This is a genomic window from Rhodopirellula sp. P2, from assembly GCF_028768465.1.
Lineage (GTDB): Bacteria > Planctomycetota > Planctomycetia > Pirellulales > Pirellulaceae > Rhodopirellula.
Map to the genome: position 1 here is coordinate 6,849,506 of NZ_CP118225.1, position 22,686 is coordinate 6,872,191.

A 22,686-nucleotide genomic window follows, 5' to 3' on the forward strand; every position below is an offset into this window, starting at 1 on the left:
AACGGGCGCCTTAGCGGGATCGAAACAGTTTGCTGGTCAGAACCTCGGTCAGCATCGTTTGCAGTCCGCCGCCGTCCGCTTGGACATGTTCCCAAATGTCATCGATCTCGTATTGGTCGGCGCGGTCCATGTGACGCCCCGTCGAGTATGCGAGCAGCTTCTCGATCAAGCTGCGAGTGAATTGCTCCTGTCGGCTTTCCAGCAGCTTCTGTTTGAAGTCAGCAAAATTGCTGAACTCTTCACCAGAAGGGAATTTGCCGGTCGCATCAATTTTTGCCGCAATGCCTTTCCCTTTGGCCTTGGGATACTTGCTTCGCCAGCGACCAATTGGGTCGAAAGTTTCCAAGGCATAGCCCAGTGGATCAATGTTGCGATGGCAAACCGCACAGGCTTTGTCTTCGCTGTGTTTTGACAAGCGTTCTCGGATCGTCGTCGACCCGCTCACATTGGCATCGATGGTCGGCACCTCGTCCGGTGGTGGAGGCGGCGGCGTTCCAAGGATATTTTCGAGCACCCAGACACCGCGAGTCACGGGCGAGGTGTCGACACCATTGGCACTGACGGTCAGCACTCCGGCCATTCCCAACACACCGCCACGCTGGCGGTTCTCCGCCAGGCTGACACGTTGAAATCCATCGGCCAACCGCAACGTTTCTTTCTCTGGCAACCCGTAGAGCTTGGCTAGCTTCTTGTCCACGAAGGAGTAGTCCGCATCCAACAAATCCGTCACTGGCCCGTTTTCATCCAGGAGATGCCGGAAGAACAGACGCGCCTCTTGCTTCATCGACTCGGGCAGGTTCTCGGCGTAGTAGTCTGGGACAGACTTTCGTGGCGGCGGCAGATTCCCAATGTCGCGCAAGTTCAACCAACTATCGAGAAAACCATTCACGAACTCGTTGGAGCGTTCTGATCGAAGCATTCGCTGAACTTGCTTCTTCAAAACAGCTGGTTCGGTCAGCCTGCCCGATTTGGCCTCTTCAAACAGTTCTTCGTCCGGTGGTGCGGCCCACAGTGCATAGGAGAGACGCGATGCCAAGTCGAAGGGACGCAACAGCGTTTCCTCCTCCGGTGTGATCTCACTGAGGTAGAGGAACGATGGCGAGCACAAGATCATCTTCAGCGTGTCGAGTGCGGCCTGTCGCGGGGTCGCCTCCTCTGACAATCGCTGGGTGTACATCGCCTCGATCCGATCACGATCGGACTGCTCCAGCGTGCGACGGTAGGCTCGTTGCCCGAACGCGAACAATTGATCCAGTGCATGATCTTCTTGAAATCCCTTGCTTCCAAAAACGGCACGCTCTTCCTCGCTGCCGTTGGGTTCTTCCACCGGCCCTCGGACTTTGATCTCGCCGATCCGAATGTGCGGCAACTTCCCCTCGCGAAGCAGCGTGGTGCGGCTGACACCTTCTTTGGGATTCTTGAACTCGTCCTTGTAACGCCGGTTGGTTTCGATCACCGAGGCCCGTGACTCATACGGGCCATTGGGGAAAATGAATCGAGGTGTTTGCCCGGCCTCGAGCCAGACCCGAAACGACAACCACTCCGGTTGCTCATCCGGAACAACGGCACTGGCTAGAATCGGCTCGATCGCTTGTGGGTAATGAATGTGCCCCTTGGTGGCATCCCCAGGAACCACCGCGATCTGAAAGGGTTCCGAAAGATCGATGCGGTAGATTTTTGCATCGTAATGCGTGTCGCGATGCATCGCCTGGGCATTCACTTCAATGTCGTAATACCCTGACACAGGGACACCTTCGAGGAAGTCTTCGATGTGCCCGTAGCCACCTTGTCGCGTGTCCGTGTTGGGTTGCTCGTACAGGCACAGGTACTGGAACTTGAAGACCGCTCGGTGAGCGCCCGTCAGCTCTTCGTACTGCTGAAAGTTGTCGGTGAAGTGCCATGATTCTGGCTCCATCACCGGCTTGCCGAGCCGCGTTTCCACCAATCGCGAGGCCGCCTGGAAGTACTGGTCCAGCAAAAAACCCGACGTCACCAGGGATTCGCCGATGGTGTCGAGATGGTGGCTTGTGTTTTCTTTGGGGAAGTCCGCGGTCAGCCCCAGCGTGTCAACGCGACGACCAAACAAAGTCGCCAAAGTGACTTCGTATTCGCGATTCGAAAGCCGACGCATCACGGTCCGCCCCGTGGAACCTCGGAACAACTCGCGTGCCTGGTCAACGCTTGCTCGCAACTGATGAAGCAGTGCCAAGCGTTCCTCATCCGTTGGCTGCTCCGATTCCTCCGGCGGCATCAATTTCAGTGTCACCTGATCGATGATCTCATCCGTCGTGATCAGTTGCTGCTCCGACGAGATCGGCAGCTTGAACGACTCGAATTCACGTTCTCCCTCAGCCGAAGCGTTGTCATGACACTCCAGACAGTGCTTCCCCAGAAAGTCCGCGACGATCGATGGATTGTCGACGCCCGTCTCCGCGTCGGTTTCGACAGCGAAGGAGACCGGCGTGTATGAAACAGAAAACAGGATCCAAGTCGCGGAAAGCGAGAGGGATCGGAACGAATGGATCGGAGGCTTCATGATCACGCTTACGAGAAGGTCCCGGTGCTGGTGCCGAACGAATCCGTTTGGACCCCCATCTTCTGCGCAATGTCGACATACAGATTGCACAGAGGGACTTTATTCCGGTTGCCCGATCCGACTTTCTTGAACTCACCGCGACCGTAACCGCCACCGGCCAAGACGATCGGCAAATCCGAGTTTGTGTGAGAACTGCCGTTGCCCATGCCACTTCCGAAGAGCACCGCGGTTGAGTCGAGCAACGTCTGCTCGCCGTCCTGAATCCCCGCCAGACGCGTCAGAAACTTTCCAAACTGTTCCAGTTGGTAAGTTTCCAGCGTGAGCAGATGTGCAACCGTTTCCTCGTCGTTGCCGTGATGCGAAAGGCTGTGATAGGACTTGTCAATTCCCAGATTTTGCGGCAAGAAACTCCCACCGATTTCCAGGGTCGCGATCCGTGTCGAGTCTGTTTGCAACGCGAGCGAGATCAGCTCATACAACATCGGGAGATCGTCCACCGTGTTGGTGTCCGCTGGCTTCTCAAACGGAGCTTCCGGTTTCGGCTGATCCGCCCAACGTCGGCGGACTTCCAGTTGTTTTTCGACTTCGCGAATCGAGCTGAAGTACTCGTCGAGCTTCGAGCGGTCCTCTTGATTGACACGCTTCGAAAGCGCCCCTGCTTCTTCGGTGATGGAGTCCAAAATCGACGCTTGCAAAGCGTTCTCATTGACCATCTGAGATCGCCGTTGCTTCGACTCCGTCATGAACAGACGGTCAAACAACTCCGCGGGTCCAGTGATCGGTGGCACGCGGACGCCAGATTTGGTCCACGACATTTGACAACCGCCATGAATGCCGCCTTCTGATCCCACTGTCAACGACGCAAACCGAGTTTGCTTGCCAATTTCATCCGCGAGAAATTGATCAATGGTCACATTGCCGTCGCGACGATGCTTGGATTCGTGGTGGAGCACCCCCGATAAAAACGTGTGCACAGCGAAGTGCCCGCCGCGAATCCCGTGATCCAGACCACGGTAAACATTGATGTGATCGCGATTTCCTGCCAACGGCTTCAAGAGCCTTGTCTCTTCAAAATCACGTCCAGGCGTTTCCGGGAAAAAGTGTTTTTGCTGGAAGCCAAGCAAGTTCCCAACCGCAACGAACCGACGAGTCCCGGTGCCCGTGCCACGAGTCGCCTGAACCGGTGAGTTGCGATCAACGGTACCGGCCATCAACGACGGCAGTCCTGGCAGCGCGAGCGACCCAGCAAGGGAACGAATGACAAAACGACGCCGGCCGAGATTCTTTGGTTGTGTCATGTTCGCATTCTACTCGAGTTGAAAAGCGGATCCTCATTTGCCAGTCCTCATCCGCAGGTGAGACCTGGCTTCCTGAACTCAATCAAGGAGTCGTTTTTTAAAGAACAAATCGCCTACTGGCGGACCGAGAGAGTGAACTGGTCCCGGACCGTGCCGCCCTCTAGCAAGCAGGTGCCTTGCAATGCGTCCTTCGTGAATTTCAAGACAAACACATGGTTGCCTTGATCAGCCATCCCCGGCGACTCCAGAAACCATCGGTCCGGCTTGGGAGTTCGCTGCGGCACGCCCAAGCCACCTTCGCCGATGTAAACCACGCCGGTTTCATCTGGTTTTCCATCACGGATTGGGACGGTGCGTTTGATGTTGTGCCCGTCCGCTTCGCAGACCAAATCCACGTTGTACTTCTCAAACAACGGCACCCAACTTTTCAAACCGGAACCAGGTGTTTTGACCGCGGGAAAAACCGGGCGGTGGTACTGAGCGACCAACCAGCGATGAGTGGGACGCGATTCCTTCAGTTCCGTCTTCAGCCACTGTGCCTGATCTCCCGCCGTGCTGGTTTCGGAATTCAACGTCGTGAAGCGAACCTGGGGCCCGATGTCAAACCCGTAGTAATTCAAATCACCCTCGGGGAAACCGAACACTTCATTGAACGGTTTTCCTTTGTCGTGGTTCCCTCGGGCAGGGATGATCGGCAGCAACCGACCATCCGCCGCGGTCGTCAATTCATGATCGGACAACCACATCGACCAAAGTTTCATCTTGGTTCCCGTGACGATGTAATCTCCTCCGTGAGCGAGAGCCAAAATATCATCGGCCAAGTCCTCGTTCGCATAGGAATCGACGACCAACCCGGCGATCATCTTGTTCATCCGCCGGCGGGCGTCTTGATCGGACCGGGAGTCTCCCCCATGCAAGATGCTGAATTCGCGGTCCGTCGCCGGAGCCGTCACAAAGTAGAACACAGGCGACTCATTCCCGTCGCTGACCATCTGCACTTCATACGCCGTCGCGGGCTGCAGGTCCGTCAAGTGAACGTGGTGGTAATACGACTCAAATTCGCCGCCGGTGTAGCGTCCGGATTCAGCCAATTGCTCCGCGGGGCTCCCATCACTGCCTCGGACGCGGAACCGAACGGAGTGCGAACTCCCCGCTTCCTTGGTGCTCCAGGAGACCGTGGCCTTGGTCGCCGGGTCAGCGGTCCAAATCACTCGCCACTGGGCTGGCTGGGTTCCCGTCAGAGGAGCGTCCGCGTGAACTGCCCCCCCTCCCAACATCAGACTGCAAAAAAGGCCAAGAACCAGCGTGCGCGTACATTTCCTAGATTTCATCTGCGGATCAGGCCAATCGGTGGGTGGGGGTGCATGGGCTGCCGAATGCAGCAGCAAACGCGGTAGGAGCTGAGGAGTCTACATTCTAGTCGCTGGAGCCACCAACCTCCAAATGACCTGGCAACGGAAACGTTCGGGAACATTTCCGGGACTTCAAATGAGAGCGCAAGGGCGTGAGCCTTCCGATGACGCAACCGGCGACTCTCGCCATTCCGCTACCACGAACTTGTTTTCGGACGATTCCCTCGCACGTGTGCGGCAGCGGTTCGGCACAACCTGGATGGTCGGACCGTGTCCGCGTCCGGTTTCCGAAATCCGTGAGCGAAGGCTCGATGGCTGACTCACCTGCTGAGGCTGAACAAGTTCCGGTCGCCACTTCATCGAAGCGCATGTCCTCCCCATTCCGTCGGTCAGTTTGCAGCAGCCACGCGTGATGAAGGACATCTCGGGAACGGGGAGCAAACGCTACTTCCGGTTCAACGTCCAATGAATCAAGATCGCGAGTGGCACGCCGCCGTTGGCGATTCGAATCAATGTCTCCGGCCAAGCTTCGATGCCCAGAGCGGTCATGCGACTCGCCGCGGTCACCAAGCCCCAAACGACCATGTAAAACGCCGCGACACGCGAACGCATGATCAGCAACACTGCGGCAACAAGGATGTCCACGACGCCGATCAAGACCAACATTTTCTCGACCGTCGACTGAGTGAAACCGATGTCTGTCCACTGCATCTCTGACAGCAGAATCAGATCGATGAACGGGGCGTAACACGCGTAAGCTTTGTACCCATGCGCCGCGAAAGTGAACGAGGCCGCGACGGTCAACATCATCACCGCCAATCGAATCCGTGCCGGTGAAACGCAAGACGCGACACTGACTCCCCCACCAACGGCCAGTGCCAGGGGCGCGACGTAGCGGACGGCATGTTCTGGAAGCGACAATTCCGCGAACACCGCCGCTCGCATCATGTGCGCCGCGGCGATCAACAGCATCCAAACGGCAACCCATCCCGCGGCCGCCTGATCGAGCTTGCGAACAACGTTGAACCATCGCGATTCACTCGGCATTTTCCACATCAGCCAGCCGGCCAAGCAAAAGATGCCACCGGCGACCAAAGTCATCAGAGCCCCTGCGTTGTCGATCGACTGAGCGAGCGATTCCGACCAGTGACAATCGAAATACAACCAGCCATAGACATCGCTTTCCGTTTCCAGCGATGAAAACAGATAGCGTCCACCCAACCCAACGCACTGGACCACGACCACCAGTCGCAAACACACCAGCATTGGCACAGAACCAAGCATCCTCTGCCCCCCTTTGCCAGGGGACACGGAATTGTCGGTTGATACGGGTGGGGGCGAGAGCGGTGTATTCATGGGCGACGCATGATACTCAATGCAGTGCGATCCGTTTGCCCCCGCACCCCGTTCCTGCTCTCACTCAGAGCGGAGTTCAATCGAGTGGAGGATCCAAGAAACGATCGGACGGTCGCTTGTTGGTTGAGTGCTCCCGTTATCGGCGATCACTCCGACGGCATGAAAATGCCTACCGAATCGAACCAAGAATTGCAAATTTTGGCGGGTGGATCCACGCCGACGGCATTGAACAAACGCGGTGCCGCGTCGACTCGGTCCGGTGATGTCACTGGGCCAACGTCTGCATTGGCACTTCCGCACCGGCGAACGCTTGATCGTTCGCTAATTCGCCTCTGTGATGGAAGGCATCTTCGACTGAAATCCACATTGCCCCTCCAAAGGAAACAAGATGAAACGCCTCCTTTTGATTGCACTTTCCACAGCAACGATCTTTTCATCGTTTCAATTGACGGCTTCGTCTCAAACGGAGTCCTCGATTACGAAACCTGATGCTTCCCGCGTCGATGTTCAGCCTGTCCTGTTTGTGTTGACGAGTCATTCCAAGATGGGCGATTTGGATCGCAAAACCGGCTATTACGTTCCCGAGGCTGCTCATCCTTGGAAAGTGTTGACCGATGCGGGCATCGCCGTCGAATTCGCCAGCGTGAAGGGCGGCGAACCTCCAGCCGATGCGTTGAAGCTGGAGGATCCAGTGGTCAACCAGTTCTGGACGAACCCGCAAGTTCGCAAGCAACTCGCATCGACGAGGCCGATTGCTCAAGTGAATCCATCTGACTACTCGGCGATCTTGGTCGTCGGCGGCCACGGTGCGATGTGGGACTTACCTGACAACGAAACGCTGCAACGGATCCTCGCGAAGCAATATGATTCCGGTGGTGTGGTTGCAGCCGTGTGTCACGGTCCCGCTGCGCTCGTGAATGTCAAGCTTCGCAACGGCCGGTTTCTGGTCGATGGCAAAACGGTGGCAGCGTTCACGGACGATGAAGAGCGCGCGGTGGGGCTTGCCGACACGGTTCCATTCCTGCTCTCCAGCTCGCTCAGTCAACGTGGCGCGACAATGCAAAAAGCAGCCAATTTTCAATCGAGCGTGGTAGCGGATGGCCGACTAATCACGGGTCAAAACCCGGCTTCGGCAGAGGGAGTTGGGAAACGAATCCTCGAAGCCGTCTTGAAAGGACGCTGATCTAACGCCGGCTACCTTCTCTCACATGGTGCCAGCCACCTTGTAGACTTCACCTTTTCATAAGGTGCCAGCCACCTTGTGGATTTGGACGATGCGAGACTTTGGGCTTGTTCTTTGGCGGATTGAAGCCGACTTCGCTGTCTTGATGGCATTTTGCCAACTTGATCGACTGCTCGGAGACGCCGGCCTCGTGAGTGCGATCGATTGAGCGCAGCAGAGTAGAACAGTTGTCCCCAACTGTTCCGTCGGCCCATGCACCACTGCGAAGGATGGCGACTGTTTCGGGCTTGCTGCTCAGGCGAAGCAGGCTGCGGCTTGGACCTGGCCGCGGTGGTGATGGCGGCCGGTTCGTTCTGCGTCCGCTTTCAGCGATTCAGGGCGACCGATGCAGCTGGTTCTGCCAAAGTATTTCTGCCAATCCCACACCAAGTCTCGCCACATCGATGCCTCGATTCCGATTTCGGAAAGCGTTTGGGCGAGACGCTTGGGCAGTTCAGTCGCTTGGCAGGCAATCGGTTGCGCCGCGGTCCAGTCCAGCAAGCGTTTGTAATCGCTCCAGCGGATGTTCAAGAATCCGCGATCGCTGCTGCGGAGGCCTTTCGTGTGGACTTGCGGTTCGGTGGACAGTTTGGTCTCGCTCAACGTCAGAGGGCTCAACCATTCGTCTCGCCGGATCCGTTTTCCGGTTGGATTGCGTCGCTTCGCCCTGCGTTTTTCCTGAAGAACTTCGACCGGCGTTTCTCGAATTTCTCGTCCGGCTTCTTCCGTCGGAATTGGTTTCAGATCAAAGGCGGCCGAAGGGATTCGTTCGCCCTTGCGAGCTTCGATCCGGTCGTAGGCACTGGTGTGCGGGCTGGTCTCGGGAGTCGCCGTCAGCGCTGCGCGGACCGGGTTCAGATCGACGTACATGCTGCAGGCGAGCAAGCCTGCCTCGTCGACGATTTTCTGTGCTTTGAAGCGACCTTCCCAAAATCGGCCGGTGCACTCGTCCTGTTTGTTCGCCAGTCGGGCAATGGGTTCGGCCAAGGCTCTCATGTACCAAGAGATGTCTGACAAGCGGCGACGGATTTCAGTCAGCCGCTCTTTGTTGCGAACCAGCATTTGCACATCGTTTTCAGTCGGCTCGGCCAAGTGTTCTTCGAGGCGTCGACCGGGGAACACACGCAGCCAGCGAATCGCAACTTCCTCGTCGCTCCATTGAGCACAGACATCCGGCCGGTTGCGGAGAATCTGATGCATGTGATTGCTCAACACCGCGTACGAAAGCACATCGACCGCGAACACCGAAGCCAGAGCTTCCATCCGCCGGCGAATCCATTCCCTGCGGAACGAGAAATCCTTGCCGGTCGCCTGGTCGACACCTGCAAGAAAGGCGCGTCGCACACATCGCTGGACCACGTGCACGATCCCCACTTCGCTGGGATCAAACTGTTCGCTTCGCTGAGGCCGCGGCATCGCTCTGCTCTCCAGTGGAATTGGCAAGACAAAGGCATCGTATGCATCGCATCAGCAAAGTCAAATGAAGGTGGCTGGCACCTTAGTTTTTGGTGGGTGGCACCAAACAGGGGAAGCGGGTTTGAATTTTGTTGACAATCACGGAGGCGTTGCGGCCGCGCGGCACATGGTGAGGAGTTGGTCGCGGCGGGCGATGGACTTTTGTTGGGCTTCGGTGGGCTTCTTTTCGTCGACATGAATTTGGTTCAGGGATTCTGTTGCGAGGTCGGCTCGACGCATGACTTTCAGTTGGATTTGAGCCAATCGCAACCGCGCTTCGTTTGACATCAAACCGTCCCGGTCCGCGATGATTTGCAGTGGGCCCGTTGCCGGGACGAACTGCTTCCCCGCGGCGTAGAGTTTGGCCAAGTCAAACAAGGTTTTGTCAGACAAACCCGTTGCGATCGCAAGTTGCTCCAGCTTCGCAAAGTGTGAGTTCGCCACACTCAAGGTGCCACTCGCGATGGCTTGCCGTAGCAACATTGATAAACGATTGAACTCGGGGTGTGACTGCGATGCGTTCATGGCCGCCTGAGCCGCCGCCAGAGCATTGGAACCTCGCTTTTTCCTGCCAAGGAACCCACGCTTGGTTTTCACTTGCGTGGCCGACGCCGATTGTCGCTGCGCGTAGGTGGAATTCGCATCGACTTGCGAATGCTTGCTCGCCAAGGCCGCCGCCACAGGATCGTAAGCAATGGCCGCTTCACGCTGAATGGCTTCGCGACGCGACGGTGGGCAGAGCCACTCGTATTCCTGGAGCCACTCGTTGCGAGAAATCACGTCCCAGTTCTCGCAGTCGACACGACCCGTGTGCAGCATCCAAAGGCCGATGGGGGCGCCCACGAGTGCACCGAGCATGTGCAGCAATCCAGATGAGACAGAGAACCCCGCGACGAACATTTCAACGATTTGCAAGAACAGGAACAGCATCGCGAGCGTGACGACTTTGACTTCAAACGCGAGGGCTCGGATGAGCAAGAACAACCCAAAGATCAAAACGCATTCGACGTCATTTTCAGGTGCCCAGATCAAAGCGATCATCATCAATCCGAACACGGCGGACGAAGCACCCAACGAATAACCTTCGCCGACAAGCACCAACATCATCAGCTGTTCGACGATGCATTCGCCAACAGCAATGCCCAAATAGATGAGCAAGAACTTCCACGCACCGACTTTGCCTTCCACGATCAGCCCGAACGCCCACAGGAAGAACATGTTTCCCATCAAGTGAAACGGACCGGCGTGCAGAAAAACGCTGGTCACCCACTGGAGCGGATGGATTGTTTCATAGGAAAGAGCGAAGCGTTCCAGCGTTTCGTAGTCAATGTTTCCGGTGACCAGCCCCCACACGCAAACACCGAAGACGAGCACATTGGCGACGATCAAGCTGATCGTCGCAATCGGCCAGTGATAAATGGGCGCGTCGGTTGAGATGGGGACAAACAACACGACGCGTCTCCTTCGAGCAAGAGGAATGGCAATGGCAACCACCGCGATCGTAGTCTAACGCGACCGATGCCAGTGGTGGCAGGAAACCACCTGTGATGGGGCGCACCTCGTTGATGGACTGGACTTGGAGCCCACCGTGCTTGACCGCCAAGGTGTTTGCGCATCGACGGCAAAGCCCCTTGGGTTTGGCCGGATCGCGGAGACCGATCGGTTCGACGACTCGCTGGCAAGGGTCCCAAACAATCCGCTCGCTCGCCTGGTGGGCTGCCCTGGATCCCCAGGGGAAGGCGAGGGTGAATCCACCAACAGTCTGCATCGGCGTTCTGTCTTCGCAACAGCCGGTTTGGCTTGGGAAGGCAATCAATAAACTGGGGCTGAGCCGAGACACGGCTCCTGCGAATTGTCTTAAGATGGGCCGATCCGCGGTCGCCATCTCGTGACTCCCCCACTTGCGAGGGTGCCGTCCGCAGACGGAAAGCTCACCTTGAAAGCTCCTGCCTCGTTTCCCAGTGCTGACTCAAATGCAAGACGCAGAATCCAACTCCCAGTCCGCCGCCAGATGGATCGTTCCATCGTTGTCGCTGATGATGTTCCTCCAGTTCTTCGCTTGGGGAGCTTGGTTCGCAAGCCTGTCCGCTGCGATGGATTCGAATTTGCTGGGGGCGTTTATCGGCGGAGCATACGAGGCGGCTCCGATTGCCGCGATTTTTGCTCCGCTGTTCTTGGGGTTGGTCGCGGACCGGTTCTTCGCCAGCGAACGTGTGATGGGATCGCTGATGTTGGTTGGCGGCGGCATCATGTTGCTGATCCCGGGAATGGCCGAAAACGCTTCGGCATTTGCCAATGAGACCGCCGATGCCATGCGTGCAGCAGGAACCTACGAAGCGGGGGCTTTCAGTGCCTCGCAAGCTGAAGAGAACACGGCGGGCAAGACTCTGGTCTGGATGATCTTGGCATACCTCCTGTGTTACATGCCGACGCTGGGACTCGGCAACACGATCGCATTTTCAAACATCCCCAGTCAAAACGATTTCCCCAAAATTCGCGTGTGGGGCACGATCGGCTGGATCGCTGCCGGTTTGACGGTGGGGATCTTGGGGTGGTCGTCGTCATACAACATCTTTTGGCTGGGTGCGGTCAGCTCGCTCGCGTTGGGCGTGTTGTGTTTCTTTTTGCCACACACACCGCCGCCGCTCAAAGGCAAGCCGATGGACATGCGGTCGCTGTTCATGGTCGATGCATTTGCGTTACTGAAAGATTGGAACTTCCTGATCTTCGCAGCTTGCTCCACGTTGATTTGTATTCCGTTGGCGTATTACTACGGCATGACGGCCACGTACTTGAGCCAAACCGGATTCGCGGAACCCGCAGCGACCATGACGATCGGGCAGATGTCCGAAATCATCTTCATGTTGCTGATCCCGTTCTTCTTCCGCCGTTTAGGCGTGAAGGTGATGATCTTGGTCGGGATGGCTTGTTGGGTATTGCGTTACGCTCTGTTCGCGTACGGAGCACCGGATCAAGTCACATGGATGCTGCTCGCCGCGGTCGCGCTGCACGGCATTTGCTATGACTTTTTCTTTGTGACGGGGTTCATGTACACCGACCAGAAAGCCCCGCTTGGCATTCGCGGCCAAGCCCAGGGGTTGTTGGTGTTTTTGACTCAAGGCGTCGGGATGTTCTTTGGCTATCGAATCATGGCGGGAGGAGACCTGTTCGGCTTCATCCCTCTCAACTTGACGTTCGGAAGTTACGGTCAGCAGGTGACTTCCTCGCCGACTTACGTGGAAGCGTTGGCCGATGCGCGCGGAGAATCGACGTCCCTGTCGTTCCTCGAATCCTTCACTCAGATGTTCTCGCGAGCCTTGCCCGAGGGACTCGATGCGGGAATCCTGGCGGAAACGATGGGACAATGGAAGGACTTTTGGTTGTCGCCTGCAATCATGGCGGCGATCATCTTCGTTGTCTTTGCCGTGACATTCTGGGACCGAACCGAAACCGAGCCGGACGCGGCCGAAGCATCTGCAGCAGAGCCCGTTCCATCGGACACCTCTGTTTGATCAGCTGGCGATCAGGTCCCAGCACCGCCGGACCCCGCCATGGGATCCTGCGTTATGATGGAGCGATGGGTGTGGGCGACAAGGCAATTGCCAGGTCGCTGCACCGAGTGGGATGACGATCGCTTTTCCGGCCTCTCAGGTTTCCCCCGGCCTCTCAGGGGTTCCCAGCCTCACGGGGCTATTCAGCCATCCAGGGCAGTTTCGTGACATTTCCTTTTCGCCTCGGTTTTGAATCGCCCGACTACCTTTGGTGGTTGGCGGCGTTGCCGTTGTTGTGGTGGATGGGATGGTCGCATCTGCGCGTGCTGGGGGCTTGGCGACGGTTTTTTGCTTTGATCGTCCGGACCGTTGTCTGGACGGCGATCGTGGCGGCGCTTGCCGGCGTGCAACTGGTCTGGACCAGCGACCGGATCACGGTCATGTACGTGCTGGATCAGAGCGAAAGCATTCCGTCGGCGAAACGAACGGCGATGCTGGATTACGTGATCGAATCGGTTCGCCGTCACCGAAACGCAACGCGTGGTGACCGCGCGGGGATCATCGTCTTCGGTCGGGATGCGATGATCGAGATCCCGCCTTACGACGACAACGTGCCGCCGATTCGTCGTCTGGAAAGTTTGCTGGAACGCACCGACGCGACCAATCTGGAAACGGCACTCAATCTCGCTCAGGCATCCATGCCCGAGGACACGTCACGCCGCATCGTGATCGTGACCGATGGCAACGAGAACATGGGCGAAGCTCGCCGAATCGGCAGCCGGATTGTGGACGCGGGGATTGGGATCGACGTGGTCCCGGTGCTGAAAGAGGCCGGTGGAGAAGTTCTGGTCGAAAAAATCGATCTGCCGACGAACATTCGCAAAGGCCAACCCTTCGAAGCACGCATCGTGGTGGATCGGCAGGGTGCCAAGCAATCCGACCCAGAGAAACCAGTCACGGGTCGACTGCGAGTCAAACAGAAGGTGGCAGGCGAAGAAGCGTTGCTGCTCGAACAGACCGTGGAGCTGCAACCGGGAAAGAACGTGTTCCCGCTGCAGCACAAAATCGATCAACCAGCGGCATACACCTATGAAGCGGAATTCATTGCCGATGACGACGAAGACGATTCGCTGACACAGAACAACAGTGCGACGGGTTACACCTACGTCCGTGGCAAAGGACGTGTGCTGTTGATTCACGGGCCAGAGGACATTGGTGATTTTGAATTGCTGATTGCCACGTTGCGTGATTCAAACATCGAAGTGACTCCGATGCCAACCACGCAGCTCTTCGGATCGCTGGCCGAGTTGCAACCCTACGACGCGGTGATCTTGGCCGGCGTTGCGAGGGTGTCGGGCGACACAACTCAAACGATCACCTCCTTCAGTGATGACCAAATCGAAATGCTGGTTCGAAACACCCAGCAACTCGGGGCCGGGTTGCTGATGATCGGCGGTCCAGATTCATTGGGGGCAGGCGGTTGGACGGGGACGGAGCTTGAAAAAGCGATGCCGGTCGACTTCCAAATCAAGAACACCAAGGTGCAAGGTGTCGGGGCGTTGGCTCTGATCATGCACGCCAGTGAAATGGCTCAGGGCAACTACTGGCAAAAGCAGATCTCCATCGCGGCGATTGAGCAGCTTGGCAGCGCGGATCAAGCCGGCGTGGTTCACTGGACCATGAACGGCGACAAGTGGTTGTGGGGCGGATCCAAAGGGATGTTGGAGGTCGGCCCCAATCGACGCGCGATGTTGGCGGCGGTGGGGCGGATGTCACCAGGCGACATGCCGGAATTCGATCCGGCGATGCGGATGGCGGTTGCGGGGTTGGTTCGCACCGATGCTTCGGTCAAGCATTTGATCATCATCAGTGATGGTGACCCGGGAGCCCCGACCAACAGTGTCATCCAAGCCTTCCAAGACAACAGCATCACGATCAGCACGGTGGCGGTGGAATCCCACGGGCTGTCTGATAGCAAACGACTGCAGGACATCGCTCGGTCCACCGGCGGCAAGTACTACGCGGTCAAGTCAGGACGTGCATTGCCCGGTATTTTTCAGCGCGAAGCTCGCCGGGTGACTCGGCCGTTGATCTACGAGCCACCTGGCGGCGTCACGCCGAAGATCGTCTTCCCGCACCCGGTCGTCGACGGGCTGGACTCGCTTCCGCCGATCACCGGCTTTGTCATGACACAGGTCAAAGACAGCCCGCTGGTGCAGGTCATCGCTCAATCCCCCAAACCCAGCACCCCAGAAAACGCGACGGTCTTGGCCACCTGGACCTACGGGCTGGGACGTGCTGCGGTGCTCACGACCGATGCCGGGGCCCGCTGGACGAATGCTTGGACCGGGTGGCCCGGCTATGAAAAATTGCATTCGCAATTGGTGCGTTGGTTGATGCGTCCCACCGGTGACACCGGTCAATTCTCGCTGGCAACCCAGGTGCGCGATGACATGATCGATGTGATCGTGACCGCGCTCGACGATGACGATTCCTTCCTCAACTTCTTGGAAGTTGGGGGGTCGGTTTTGGACCCTGACCTTCAGCCATTGATGCTGGACATGGAACAGACCGCACCGGGGCGCTACGAGGGTTCGTTTCCGATCGATCGAGCGGGAACATACTTCGTCAACGTGATTCCGGGGCAAGGCAACGCGCCGTTGTCTGCAGGTGTCACGGTGCCTTACAGCGAAGAGTTTCGGTATCGCGAAACCAACGAAACCTTGATTGCTCAGTTGGCCTCGATGAAACCGGATGGAGGCGAAGCCGGGATCGTCACCGAACCGCTGGAAGCAACCTTGGACGACGCCCTCTTATCGCGGGACACGTTCCGTGGTGGATTGCCGTTGGCCCGTCGCATTCGTGATGCCTGGCCATGGTTTGTGTTGGCGGCTTGTGTATTTTTCTTCACCGACGTTTTGGTGCGGCGTGTTGCGATTCGGTTTGGATTTTTAAAGACGTGGTGGAAACGGATGGCCGGGGATGCCCAACCTGAAACGGCAACGGTCGCGAGATTGGATCAACTGCGTCAAACCAAAGAAGACATCAACAAACAACGACGAGCCAGTCCGCGGTTTGAACCGGAATCGATCGACCTTAGGGGCTCAAAACAGCCCGACATCGAAGGCTTGGATTCGCCACGGGGGCGGCCGACTGATCCTCAGGACGCGTCGCGGCCAACCTCATCCAGCGACGGCCAAGCTGACTCCTCAGGAGCCAGTTACACCGAACGGTTGCTCGAGGCCAAGCGACGGGCGAAGAAGAAATGATGATGTTGGTGTTCACCGCGTTCGCGTTGCTGCTCATCGGGTTGGAACTGTTCACCGGGTGCGCGATGCTTGGTTGGGCAGCCGACAAAATGGTTGTCGAACGCGAGAAATCGCCAGGGCCGTATTGGTTTGCAATCGCCTTGCATTCGGTGGTCGGCATTGGATTGCCGATCTTATTTGCGATCTACGCGTAGGTTCGCATGAACAACACGTGAAGCAGCGGCTGGGCGAGAGCCCTCCAGTTCCTCACCGGGTGGCTTGCGTCTCACCGCTCAATCCGTCTCGATTTGCTCCCGCGATCTCAGGTCGCCGATGGCGAGCGGAGCGAATCCGAGCGTTCGCGGTGGCTCAGCCAGGCCCAGCGAACAGCTGCGTACAGGAACACGGCGGCCAGGGTTCCTGCAGCGTCGGCCAAGAAATCCATCGGGTCCGAATGCCGGCCTCGAACCAACGACTGACTCAGTTCATCGACACAGGCGTACACCAAGCACATTGCCACGATGATTGAAAAGCGACGCCAGACACGAGCCGAGTTGGTGCAGTAGCAAAGCAACATCGCCAACCCAAAGAAGGCCGTGAAGTGCATCACTTTATCGTTCACCGACGGAAGTGACTGGGGCATCTTGGGCAGATGGGTGCCCACGAAAATCACAACCCAGTAGGCAACCAAAGCGATCACGGCCAAGCGAAAACCGAGCAGTCGAAATTTGGTGACCGGTTGCATCAGCGGTGCTCTCGCGAGGACAATGGGCGTCTATGACAATTCGTTCGCTAAAGGTCTCTATCGTGCGTCCGCAATCCACTCCTTCGATCAATCTGGCTTCGTTTCCGGCGTCGCGGGCATTCTTGGCGACGCTCGTGCTCGCACTTGCCCCATCTTCTGCATATTGCCAGTCCGGGGAAACTCCCCCTGTGGCGGCGATCAATGATGCTGGAGCAGAAAACACCGCGAAATCAGAGGTCAAATGGCATCCATTGGCAGGAAAATGGGACGAAGCCCACTTTGGTGGGGACGGCGGAATCACACGAGAAAAAGGGAAGAAGAAGTCGGAGGCAGGCTCGGCGAAGCAGCCTGTGACCGGTGAGCTGTTCCGTCTGGGGATGGGCGACCCGCTGACCGGAATCCGCTGGACAGGCGAGTTTCCTCTTGAGAACTATGAGCTGCAACTGCAGGCTCGGCGAACCGATGGCTTCGACTTTTTCGCAGCCGTGACGTTCCCAGTGGGAAAAGAACACTGCAGTTTTGTGCTGGGGGGTTGGGGCGGCGGTGTGGTTGGAATCAGCAGCATTGACGGGAATGACGCATCGAGCAACGAGACCACCGGATACAAAGATTTCAAAAACGAGCAGTGGTACGACATCCGGATTCGAGTCGACAAAGAAAACGTGACCACGTGGATCGACAATTCAGAATGGTCCAGCGTGAACCGATCCGAGCACACGTTTGACATCCGAATCGAGATGGATCCCTGCCTGCCGTTGGGGATCGCGAATTTTCAATGCGAGAGCGAAATCCGGGGCCTCCAGATCCGCCATTTGGACGATGAGTCAGCCACTGAAAAAACAGAATCGTCGAGCCAAGCATCCTCCACAGCCACACCGGCGGGAAACCCATGAGTTTGGATCCCTTGGACATTGATCGTCACTGGATGCAGCGGGCGATCGAGATGGCTCAGTCTGCCGCGCTGGAGGATGAGGTTCCCGTGGGAGCGATCATCGTGCGTTCGGGAACCGCGATTGCCGCGGCTGCCAACCAGCGAGAAGCCTTGCATGATCCCACGGCGCACGCGGAGATGATCGCAATCACGCAGGCGGCGGCTTCGATCGAAAATTGGCGGTTGGAACAAACGACCTTGTACGTGACGTTGGAACCCTGCCTGATGTGCGCCGGGGCGATCCTGCAGGCTCGCGTGCCGCGAGTGGTCTTTGGGGCCAGCGATCCCAAGGCGGGGGCGGTGACCAGTTTGTACGAAGTGCTGACGGATTCTCGCCTCAATCACCGCTGCGAAATCACGCATGGCGTGATGGCCGAACAGTGCGGCCATTTATTAACCGAGTTCTTCTCTGCCAAGCGTGCACTGGGCAAAAAGTAGGGGAAGAAGTCCAAGTCAATCGACGCTAGAATGCAGGGCCTTCTCAGTCCACCATGACTGACAGCCTCCCTCCCAACCTTTCCCGTGGCAATTTGCCCTCGCCAAAATGAAACTGAATTTGTCCTCTTGCCCCAACCCTCGGCCCATGACCTTTCATCGTTCGCTTTTGACCGGACTGCTCGTCGGCGGTTTGACCCTCACCGGTTGTTCTCGCTCTGACTCCAACGCCGGCAAGGACGCAACGACGCCTGAAGTCGCGGAGACCGTTGTCAGCGTTCCGCCTCAAGCCACGCCAGACGATCCCGAGGCAGTCGCCGCACTGACCGAGGCCGGGTACATCCTGACGAAAAACGACGAGGGCAACGTCGTTGAGTTTTCAATCGCCAACCAAAAAGGCGGGATCGCGGAATCCCTGCCGCACCTCAGCGGAATTCCGAACACGCTGATCGCAACCTTCAATGGCCCTGGCATCGACGATGCGGGAATGGAGAATCTGACTTCGCTCGCCAAACTGAAACGCCTGACGCTGACGGACACCGCGATCACGGACCAGACGCTGGAAACGGTGGGCAAGATGACGACCTTGGAAGCGTTGTTCCTGCGCCGCACCGGTGTGACCGACGAAGGCATGGAGTTGCTCACCGGGTTGAGTAAATTGCGAGCGATCGATTTACGGAACAGCAACATCGGAGACGCCGGCATGGATTCGCTCGCCAAAATCAAAACGCTGGCCGATGTGCAGTTGGAAAAGTCCAAGGTGACCGACGAGGGCTTGGTCAAACTTGCTCCGTTGCCGCTCAAGTCCATCAACTTCAACTACTGCACGACGATCAATGGTCCGACAATGAAAATGCTGGGCCAGACCCCGACATTGGAACAGTTGCAGGGTGACTATTCCAAGATCAACGATGCCGCGATGGCTGAACTGAAAGGTCTGTCCAAGCTGACGCGTCTACGGATTCGTGGTTGTGACGTGACCGGGGAAGGCATCCAGCACATCGCCAACAACCAAGCCCTCGCACGATTCGAACTTCGCGATTCTTCGGTTGATGACAAAGGACTGGAAGTCATCTCACAGTTGCCCGTTGTGACGTACGTCGACATCTCGGAATGCCGTTTGGCGTCTCCTGAAGGCATTGCTCAGTTGGGCAAATTGACCGGCCTGACGTACCTCGGGCTTTGGGAGACCAAGACGAACGATGAAACATTGGCCGGGTTCGGGGAACTCGTCAACTTGGAAGAGTTGAATCTGAAGTCGACTTCGATAACCGACGAGTCGTTGCCTGTGCTGATGAAGATGACCAAGCTGAAAACACTGAATGTTGCTGGGACCCAACTTGGCGACGAGAGCTTTCTGGAATTGGCCAAGCTGCCCAATCTCAAAAGCATGAACGTTGCCAACACCAGCATCGGGTTCGACGTGATCGACGCGTTGGCCGAGAACCACCCCGACCTCCAAGTCATTGAGTTTGAAAACTGATGCAAGCCAACGCTTCCGCGATTCGTTCGAAGAGCCGCCGGCCCGGCGAAGGCGAACTGTCGATCGACTACCACCGTGAATTGGCCCGTCGTGTCCCCGGGGAATGCATCTTGCAAGCCATGGATGACCAGTTGCACTGGGTCTGTGAGCTGGCGGGCAGTCTTTCGGCCGAACAGATTGACAAGGTTCACAAACCCTACGCGTGGACCATTCGCCAAGTGATTGAGCACTGTGTCGACGCGGAACGAATTGCCGGCGACCGGATGTTGCGAATCGCGGCAGGAGATCAAGGCAACCAGCCGGCTTGGGACGAAAACGCCTACGCCGCGGCTCGCTTTGGTCTGGGGAACATGCGAGAGTTGATCTCCGAGCTGGGCTTCTGCCGGCAAGCCAACACGACGTTGCTGCGACGAATCAATCCCACGGCGTGGGACAACCTTGGAACCGTCGACGGCAACCGGATCAGCGTTCGTGGGATGGCCTGGGTGGCGGCCGGCCACTTGCTGCATCACTTGGAGATCATTGAAAAACGATGTGAAATCCAAGTTTCTCGCGGCCCCCAAATGGCATGAGCACCGCGGCCGAAAAAGTGTTGCGGCGTCGATTGATTCAGCGTCCGGCGGAACCCGGTGCCCGGCAGACGCTTTACGATGTGATCTTCGAAGCCGACTCAGCACTTGGCCGTGGGTTTGACATCGCATTGCTGGTCGCGATCATTGCCAGCATCACCTTGGTGGCGATCGAGACGGTTCCCGAATACGGTTTGCAACGGGAGCCTGGTTCCACAAAACCGATCAGCCCGCTCTCGACTTGGTTTTTAGTCGCAGAGTGGATCCTTACGATTCTCTTCACGATCGAGTACGCACTGCGTTTGTACTGCGTGCGTCATCCGCTCAAGTACGCGTTCAGCTTCTGGGGCATCGTGGACTTGCTCAGCATTTTGCCGAGCTATCTGACTCTGTTTGTCGAGTATTCGGCCAAGTCGTTTGTGATCCTACGCAGTGTTCGCTTGCTACGAGTTTTCCGGGTGCTGAAGCTTTGGCGAATGATGAGCCAGGCCGATGAACTGTCCGACGCGGTTTGGAAATCACGCGAGAAGATCATTGTCTTTTTGGCCGTCGTTTTGGTCGCGGTCACAATCAGTGGCACGCTGATGTACCAGATCGAGACGGTGCTGATGGGGGATTCTCACGACAGTGATTTCACCTCCATTCCACAGTCGATGTACTGGGCGATCGTGACGATGACGACAGTGGGTTACGGCGATGTCGTGCCGCACACCACGATCGGGAAGATCATCTCTGCCGCGCTGATCCTGCTTGGTTACTCGCTGATCATCGTGCCGACGGGATTTGTCAGCGCGGAATTGTCGAGCAAACTGGCGACCACAACGGAGCGTCATCCGTGTTCGCAATGTGGGTTGTCGAATCACCGAGCAGGCGCCGTCCACTGTGACCGCTGCGGCCATCGCTTGGACGATGTGATTCCTACGGTGTCGAGCCCGGATGGATCGCAGGCATCGAAACCCAACGGCGGCTGAGTGATTGCTAACGTTTGTCTGGCTCGGTCGAGTCCTGCAAGTGTTTGGCGTAAACACGAGCCACATCCGCCATGTAGTGCGACAGCGGTGAAGCGGCAGCTTGCTGCATGAACCGCTGCGCGGCGGCTGGTTTGCCCTCTGCATCGGCGATCATCCCCAGGTAGAGATCCGCGTAGAAGCGAGCGGATTGCTTGGAGCCAGGTTGGTCGATTGCATTGACGGCAGATTCAATGGCCGCCGCGTCACCGCCAGGCAGGCGGTCAAGGATTTCCGACATCGGCACCCGCCGATCTCCCGGTGCAGGCAACAGCAGTTTTCGAGCGGAGTCGATGCCGTTGGCTTTGGCTTCGCAGAGAAAATGCCAGGCCGCGTTCTCAACATCGTTGGGATTCACCCGTCGATGGGCTTCGAACAATTCTCGCCCGTCTTCGAAACGTCCGGCGAAAAACAAGGCGATGCCGTACTGCCATAGGTATGGCTGCATGTCAGGGGATTGCTCAATCGCCCGCTCGTAGTGCGGGATGGAATCGTTCACTTGTCCGGCACGCAGCAACGCATCCGCCAATGCCACCAATCGATTCGACGCACCGGGATCAGCGGGCCGCAAGTTCGCCTGGGATTGTTCGATCGCACGCTCATGTCGGGCCGAGTGATCGATACTGGGCTGTTGCGCATGCACTGGATGGATCGCAACGCACGACAGCGTGAGCGCGAAGGTCGAGAAAAGGACTCGGGGCGAGAGGTGAAAACTGTGGCTCATGGTCAGCATGTTGGAATGGAACGGGAACAAAAAGTGGCATAGGCTTGTGTTGGGGGGTGACGATTTGATATCGCCGAGGGTGAACCGGTCCAGTGACCATCGTTCGAACGAATTCAATGATGACGATTTTTTGAAAACAAGCTTCCATCCTATCGTGTGGCTCGCCCTGGGAAGTGCCTTGCTGGCATCCTCCGGGTGTCGGTTGCCGACGGGGATCACGCATTCGCGATGGGCGATGGAACACCCGGATTACGCTGAGAAGTACGCCGACGGCGCTCCCAAGTCGGACCCGCTTGGCAAGGTGAAACAGGCCAGCGATGCCAGGTTCCTGAACGGGGCCGAGGGGACCTACGTTTCTGCCGGAGCGGCGTATCGATCCCGCACGGGAGCTGGGTTTGTGGCAGACATGGGCAACGAAAACTACTTGACCTCATACCTCACTCAGCGGCTTTCGGTCTCAGCCGCAGCGGGCTGGGACCAAGCTTCGATCGGACTCGACACCGGATTGCGATTGCAAACCCCAACCCGATTGGCGCCCTTTGTGGGGATCGGTGGCTACGCCGGGATGAACTGGGAAACCGTCGAGGCGGACGACGATGGAGTCGACAACGACGACGATGGAATCACAGACGAACGCGGTGAGGAAGACACCGAATACGATCTGACGATGGCGTCGATCTATCCCGAGGTGGGCGCCCACTTTTGGTGGACGCCACACGCGCGGTTGACCGGGTTTGGACGCTACTGGGTCACCACGGATGGACGCGAATCGGATGCCTGGATCGTCGGCGGCGGACTCGCGTTTTTTCGAAAGTGAGCCAGACGTTGGCTCTG

Annotated in this window: 18 protein-coding genes; 10 read left to right on the plus strand and 8 right to left on the minus strand. The window is 57.4% G+C overall.

Features of this window, described 5'->3' with window-relative positions; translation table 11 throughout:
- Positions 1 to 10 precede the first annotated feature (10 nt).
- The 4 genes from PSR62_RS24015 to PSR62_RS24030 form a co-directional block, all read right to left on the minus strand.
- Entirely contained in the window at positions 11 to 2,536 is a 2,526-nt protein-coding gene (locus PSR62_RS24015; RefSeq protein ID WP_274405485.1) for a DUF1592 domain-containing protein, read from the minus strand.
- Positions 2,537 to 2,544: 8 nt separating this feature from the next.
- Complete coding sequence (locus PSR62_RS24020; RefSeq protein WP_274405486.1) at positions 2,545 to 3,834, minus strand: DUF1552 domain-containing protein; 1,290 nt, start codon at positions 3,832 to 3,834, stop codon at positions 2,545 to 2,547.
- A gap of 113 nt (positions 3,835 to 3,947) precedes the next feature.
- Positions 3,948 to 5,111, minus strand: a complete 1,164-nt coding sequence (locus tag PSR62_RS24025; RefSeq protein WP_443217325.1) for a purple acid phosphatase family protein — start codon at positions 5,109 to 5,111, stop codon at positions 3,948 to 3,950.
- Positions 5,112 to 5,630: 519 nt separating this feature from the next.
- Positions 5,631 to 6,470, minus strand: a complete 840-nt coding sequence (locus tag PSR62_RS24030) for a hypothetical protein (protein ID WP_274405488.1) — start codon at positions 6,468 to 6,470, stop codon at positions 5,631 to 5,633.
- Positions 6,471 to 6,930: 460 nt separating this feature from the next.
- Between PSR62_RS24030 and PSR62_RS24035 the strand changes: the two genes are divergently transcribed.
- Entirely contained in the window at positions 6,931 to 7,725 is a 795-nt protein-coding gene (locus PSR62_RS24035; protein ID WP_274405489.1) for a type 1 glutamine amidotransferase domain-containing protein, read from the plus strand.
- Positions 7,726 to 8,019: 294 nt separating this feature from the next.
- On the opposite strand, the gene PSR62_RS24040 is transcribed toward PSR62_RS24035, so the two are convergent.
- The gene (locus PSR62_RS24040) at positions 8,020 to 9,180 is read right to left on the minus strand and encodes a hypothetical protein (protein ID WP_274405490.1); all 1,161 of its coding nucleotides are present in this window, start codon (positions 9,178 to 9,180) and stop codon (positions 8,020 to 8,022) included.
- A gap of 138 nt (positions 9,181 to 9,318) precedes the next feature.
- Complete coding sequence (locus PSR62_RS24045) at positions 9,319 to 10,671, minus strand: rhomboid family intramembrane serine protease (protein WP_274405491.1); 1,353 nt, start codon at positions 10,669 to 10,671, stop codon at positions 9,319 to 9,321.
- Positions 10,672 to 11,192: 521 nt separating this feature from the next.
- Between PSR62_RS24045 and PSR62_RS24050 the strand changes: the two genes are divergently transcribed.
- The 3 genes from PSR62_RS24050 to PSR62_RS24060 all read left to right on the plus strand — a co-directional run bounded on the left by PSR62_RS24050 (position 11,193) and on the right by PSR62_RS24060 (position 16,173).
- The gene (locus PSR62_RS24050) at positions 11,193 to 12,731 is read left to right on the plus strand and encodes a nucleoside permease (protein ID WP_274405492.1); all 1,539 of its coding nucleotides are present in this window, start codon (positions 11,193 to 11,195) and stop codon (positions 12,729 to 12,731) included.
- A gap of 203 nt (positions 12,732 to 12,934) precedes the next feature.
- Entirely contained in the window at positions 12,935 to 15,979 is a 3,045-nt protein-coding gene (locus PSR62_RS24055; RefSeq protein ID WP_274405493.1) for a VWA domain-containing protein, read from the plus strand.
- The gene (locus PSR62_RS24060) at positions 15,976 to 16,173 is read left to right on the plus strand and encodes a hypothetical protein (RefSeq protein ID WP_274405494.1); all 198 of its coding nucleotides are present in this window, start codon (positions 15,976 to 15,978) and stop codon (positions 16,171 to 16,173) included. Before PSR62_RS24055 ends, PSR62_RS24060 begins: the two co-directional genes overlap by 4 nt.
- A gap of 107 nt (positions 16,174 to 16,280) precedes the next feature.
- On the opposite strand, the gene PSR62_RS24065 is transcribed toward PSR62_RS24060, so the two are convergent.
- Entirely contained in the window at positions 16,281 to 16,703 is a 423-nt protein-coding gene (locus tag PSR62_RS24065) for a VanZ family protein (RefSeq protein WP_274405495.1), read from the minus strand.
- 188 nt (positions 16,704 to 16,891) lie between these two features.
- Here PSR62_RS24065 and PSR62_RS24070 point away from each other — a divergent pair, with 188 nt between their 5' ends.
- The 5 genes from PSR62_RS24070 to PSR62_RS24090 all read left to right on the plus strand — a co-directional run bounded on the left by PSR62_RS24070 (position 16,892) and on the right by PSR62_RS24090 (position 21,092).
- Entirely contained in the window at positions 16,892 to 17,596 is a 705-nt protein-coding gene (locus PSR62_RS24070) for a family 16 glycoside hydrolase (protein WP_274405496.1), read from the plus strand.
- The gene (gene tadA / locus PSR62_RS24075; RefSeq protein ID WP_007325362.1) at positions 17,593 to 18,072 is read left to right on the plus strand and encodes a tRNA adenosine(34) deaminase TadA; all 480 of its coding nucleotides are present in this window, start codon (positions 17,593 to 17,595) and stop codon (positions 18,070 to 18,072) included. The genes PSR62_RS24070 and tadA overlap by 4 nt, the downstream gene beginning before the upstream one ends.
- A gap of 145 nt (positions 18,073 to 18,217) precedes the next feature.
- The gene (locus tag PSR62_RS24080) at positions 18,218 to 19,552 is read left to right on the plus strand and encodes a leucine-rich repeat domain-containing protein (RefSeq protein ID WP_274405498.1); all 1,335 of its coding nucleotides are present in this window, start codon (positions 18,218 to 18,220) and stop codon (positions 19,550 to 19,552) included.
- Complete coding sequence (locus tag PSR62_RS24085) at positions 19,552 to 20,124, plus strand: DinB family protein (RefSeq protein ID WP_274405499.1); 573 nt, start codon at positions 19,552 to 19,554, stop codon at positions 20,122 to 20,124. The genes PSR62_RS24080 and PSR62_RS24085 overlap by 1 nt, the downstream gene beginning before the upstream one ends.
- Positions 20,121 to 21,092, plus strand: a complete 972-nt coding sequence (locus PSR62_RS24090) for an ion transporter (protein ID WP_274405501.1) — start codon at positions 20,121 to 20,123, stop codon at positions 21,090 to 21,092. The genes PSR62_RS24085 and PSR62_RS24090 overlap by 4 nt, the downstream gene beginning before the upstream one ends.
- A gap of 7 nt (positions 21,093 to 21,099) precedes the next feature.
- Here PSR62_RS24090 and PSR62_RS24095 read toward each other — a convergent pair whose 3' ends face one another.
- Positions 21,100 to 21,852, minus strand: a complete 753-nt coding sequence (locus tag PSR62_RS24095) for a tetratricopeptide repeat protein (RefSeq protein ID WP_274405502.1) — start codon at positions 21,850 to 21,852, stop codon at positions 21,100 to 21,102.
- Positions 21,853 to 22,006: 154 nt separating this feature from the next.
- Between PSR62_RS24095 and PSR62_RS24100 the strand changes: the two genes are divergently transcribed.
- Positions 22,007 to 22,669 (plus strand): hypothetical protein, encoded by a 663-nt coding sequence (locus PSR62_RS24100; RefSeq protein ID WP_274405503.1) that lies wholly within the window; start codon positions 22,007 to 22,009, stop codon positions 22,667 to 22,669.
- Positions 22,670 to 22,686: the final 17 nt, after the last annotated feature.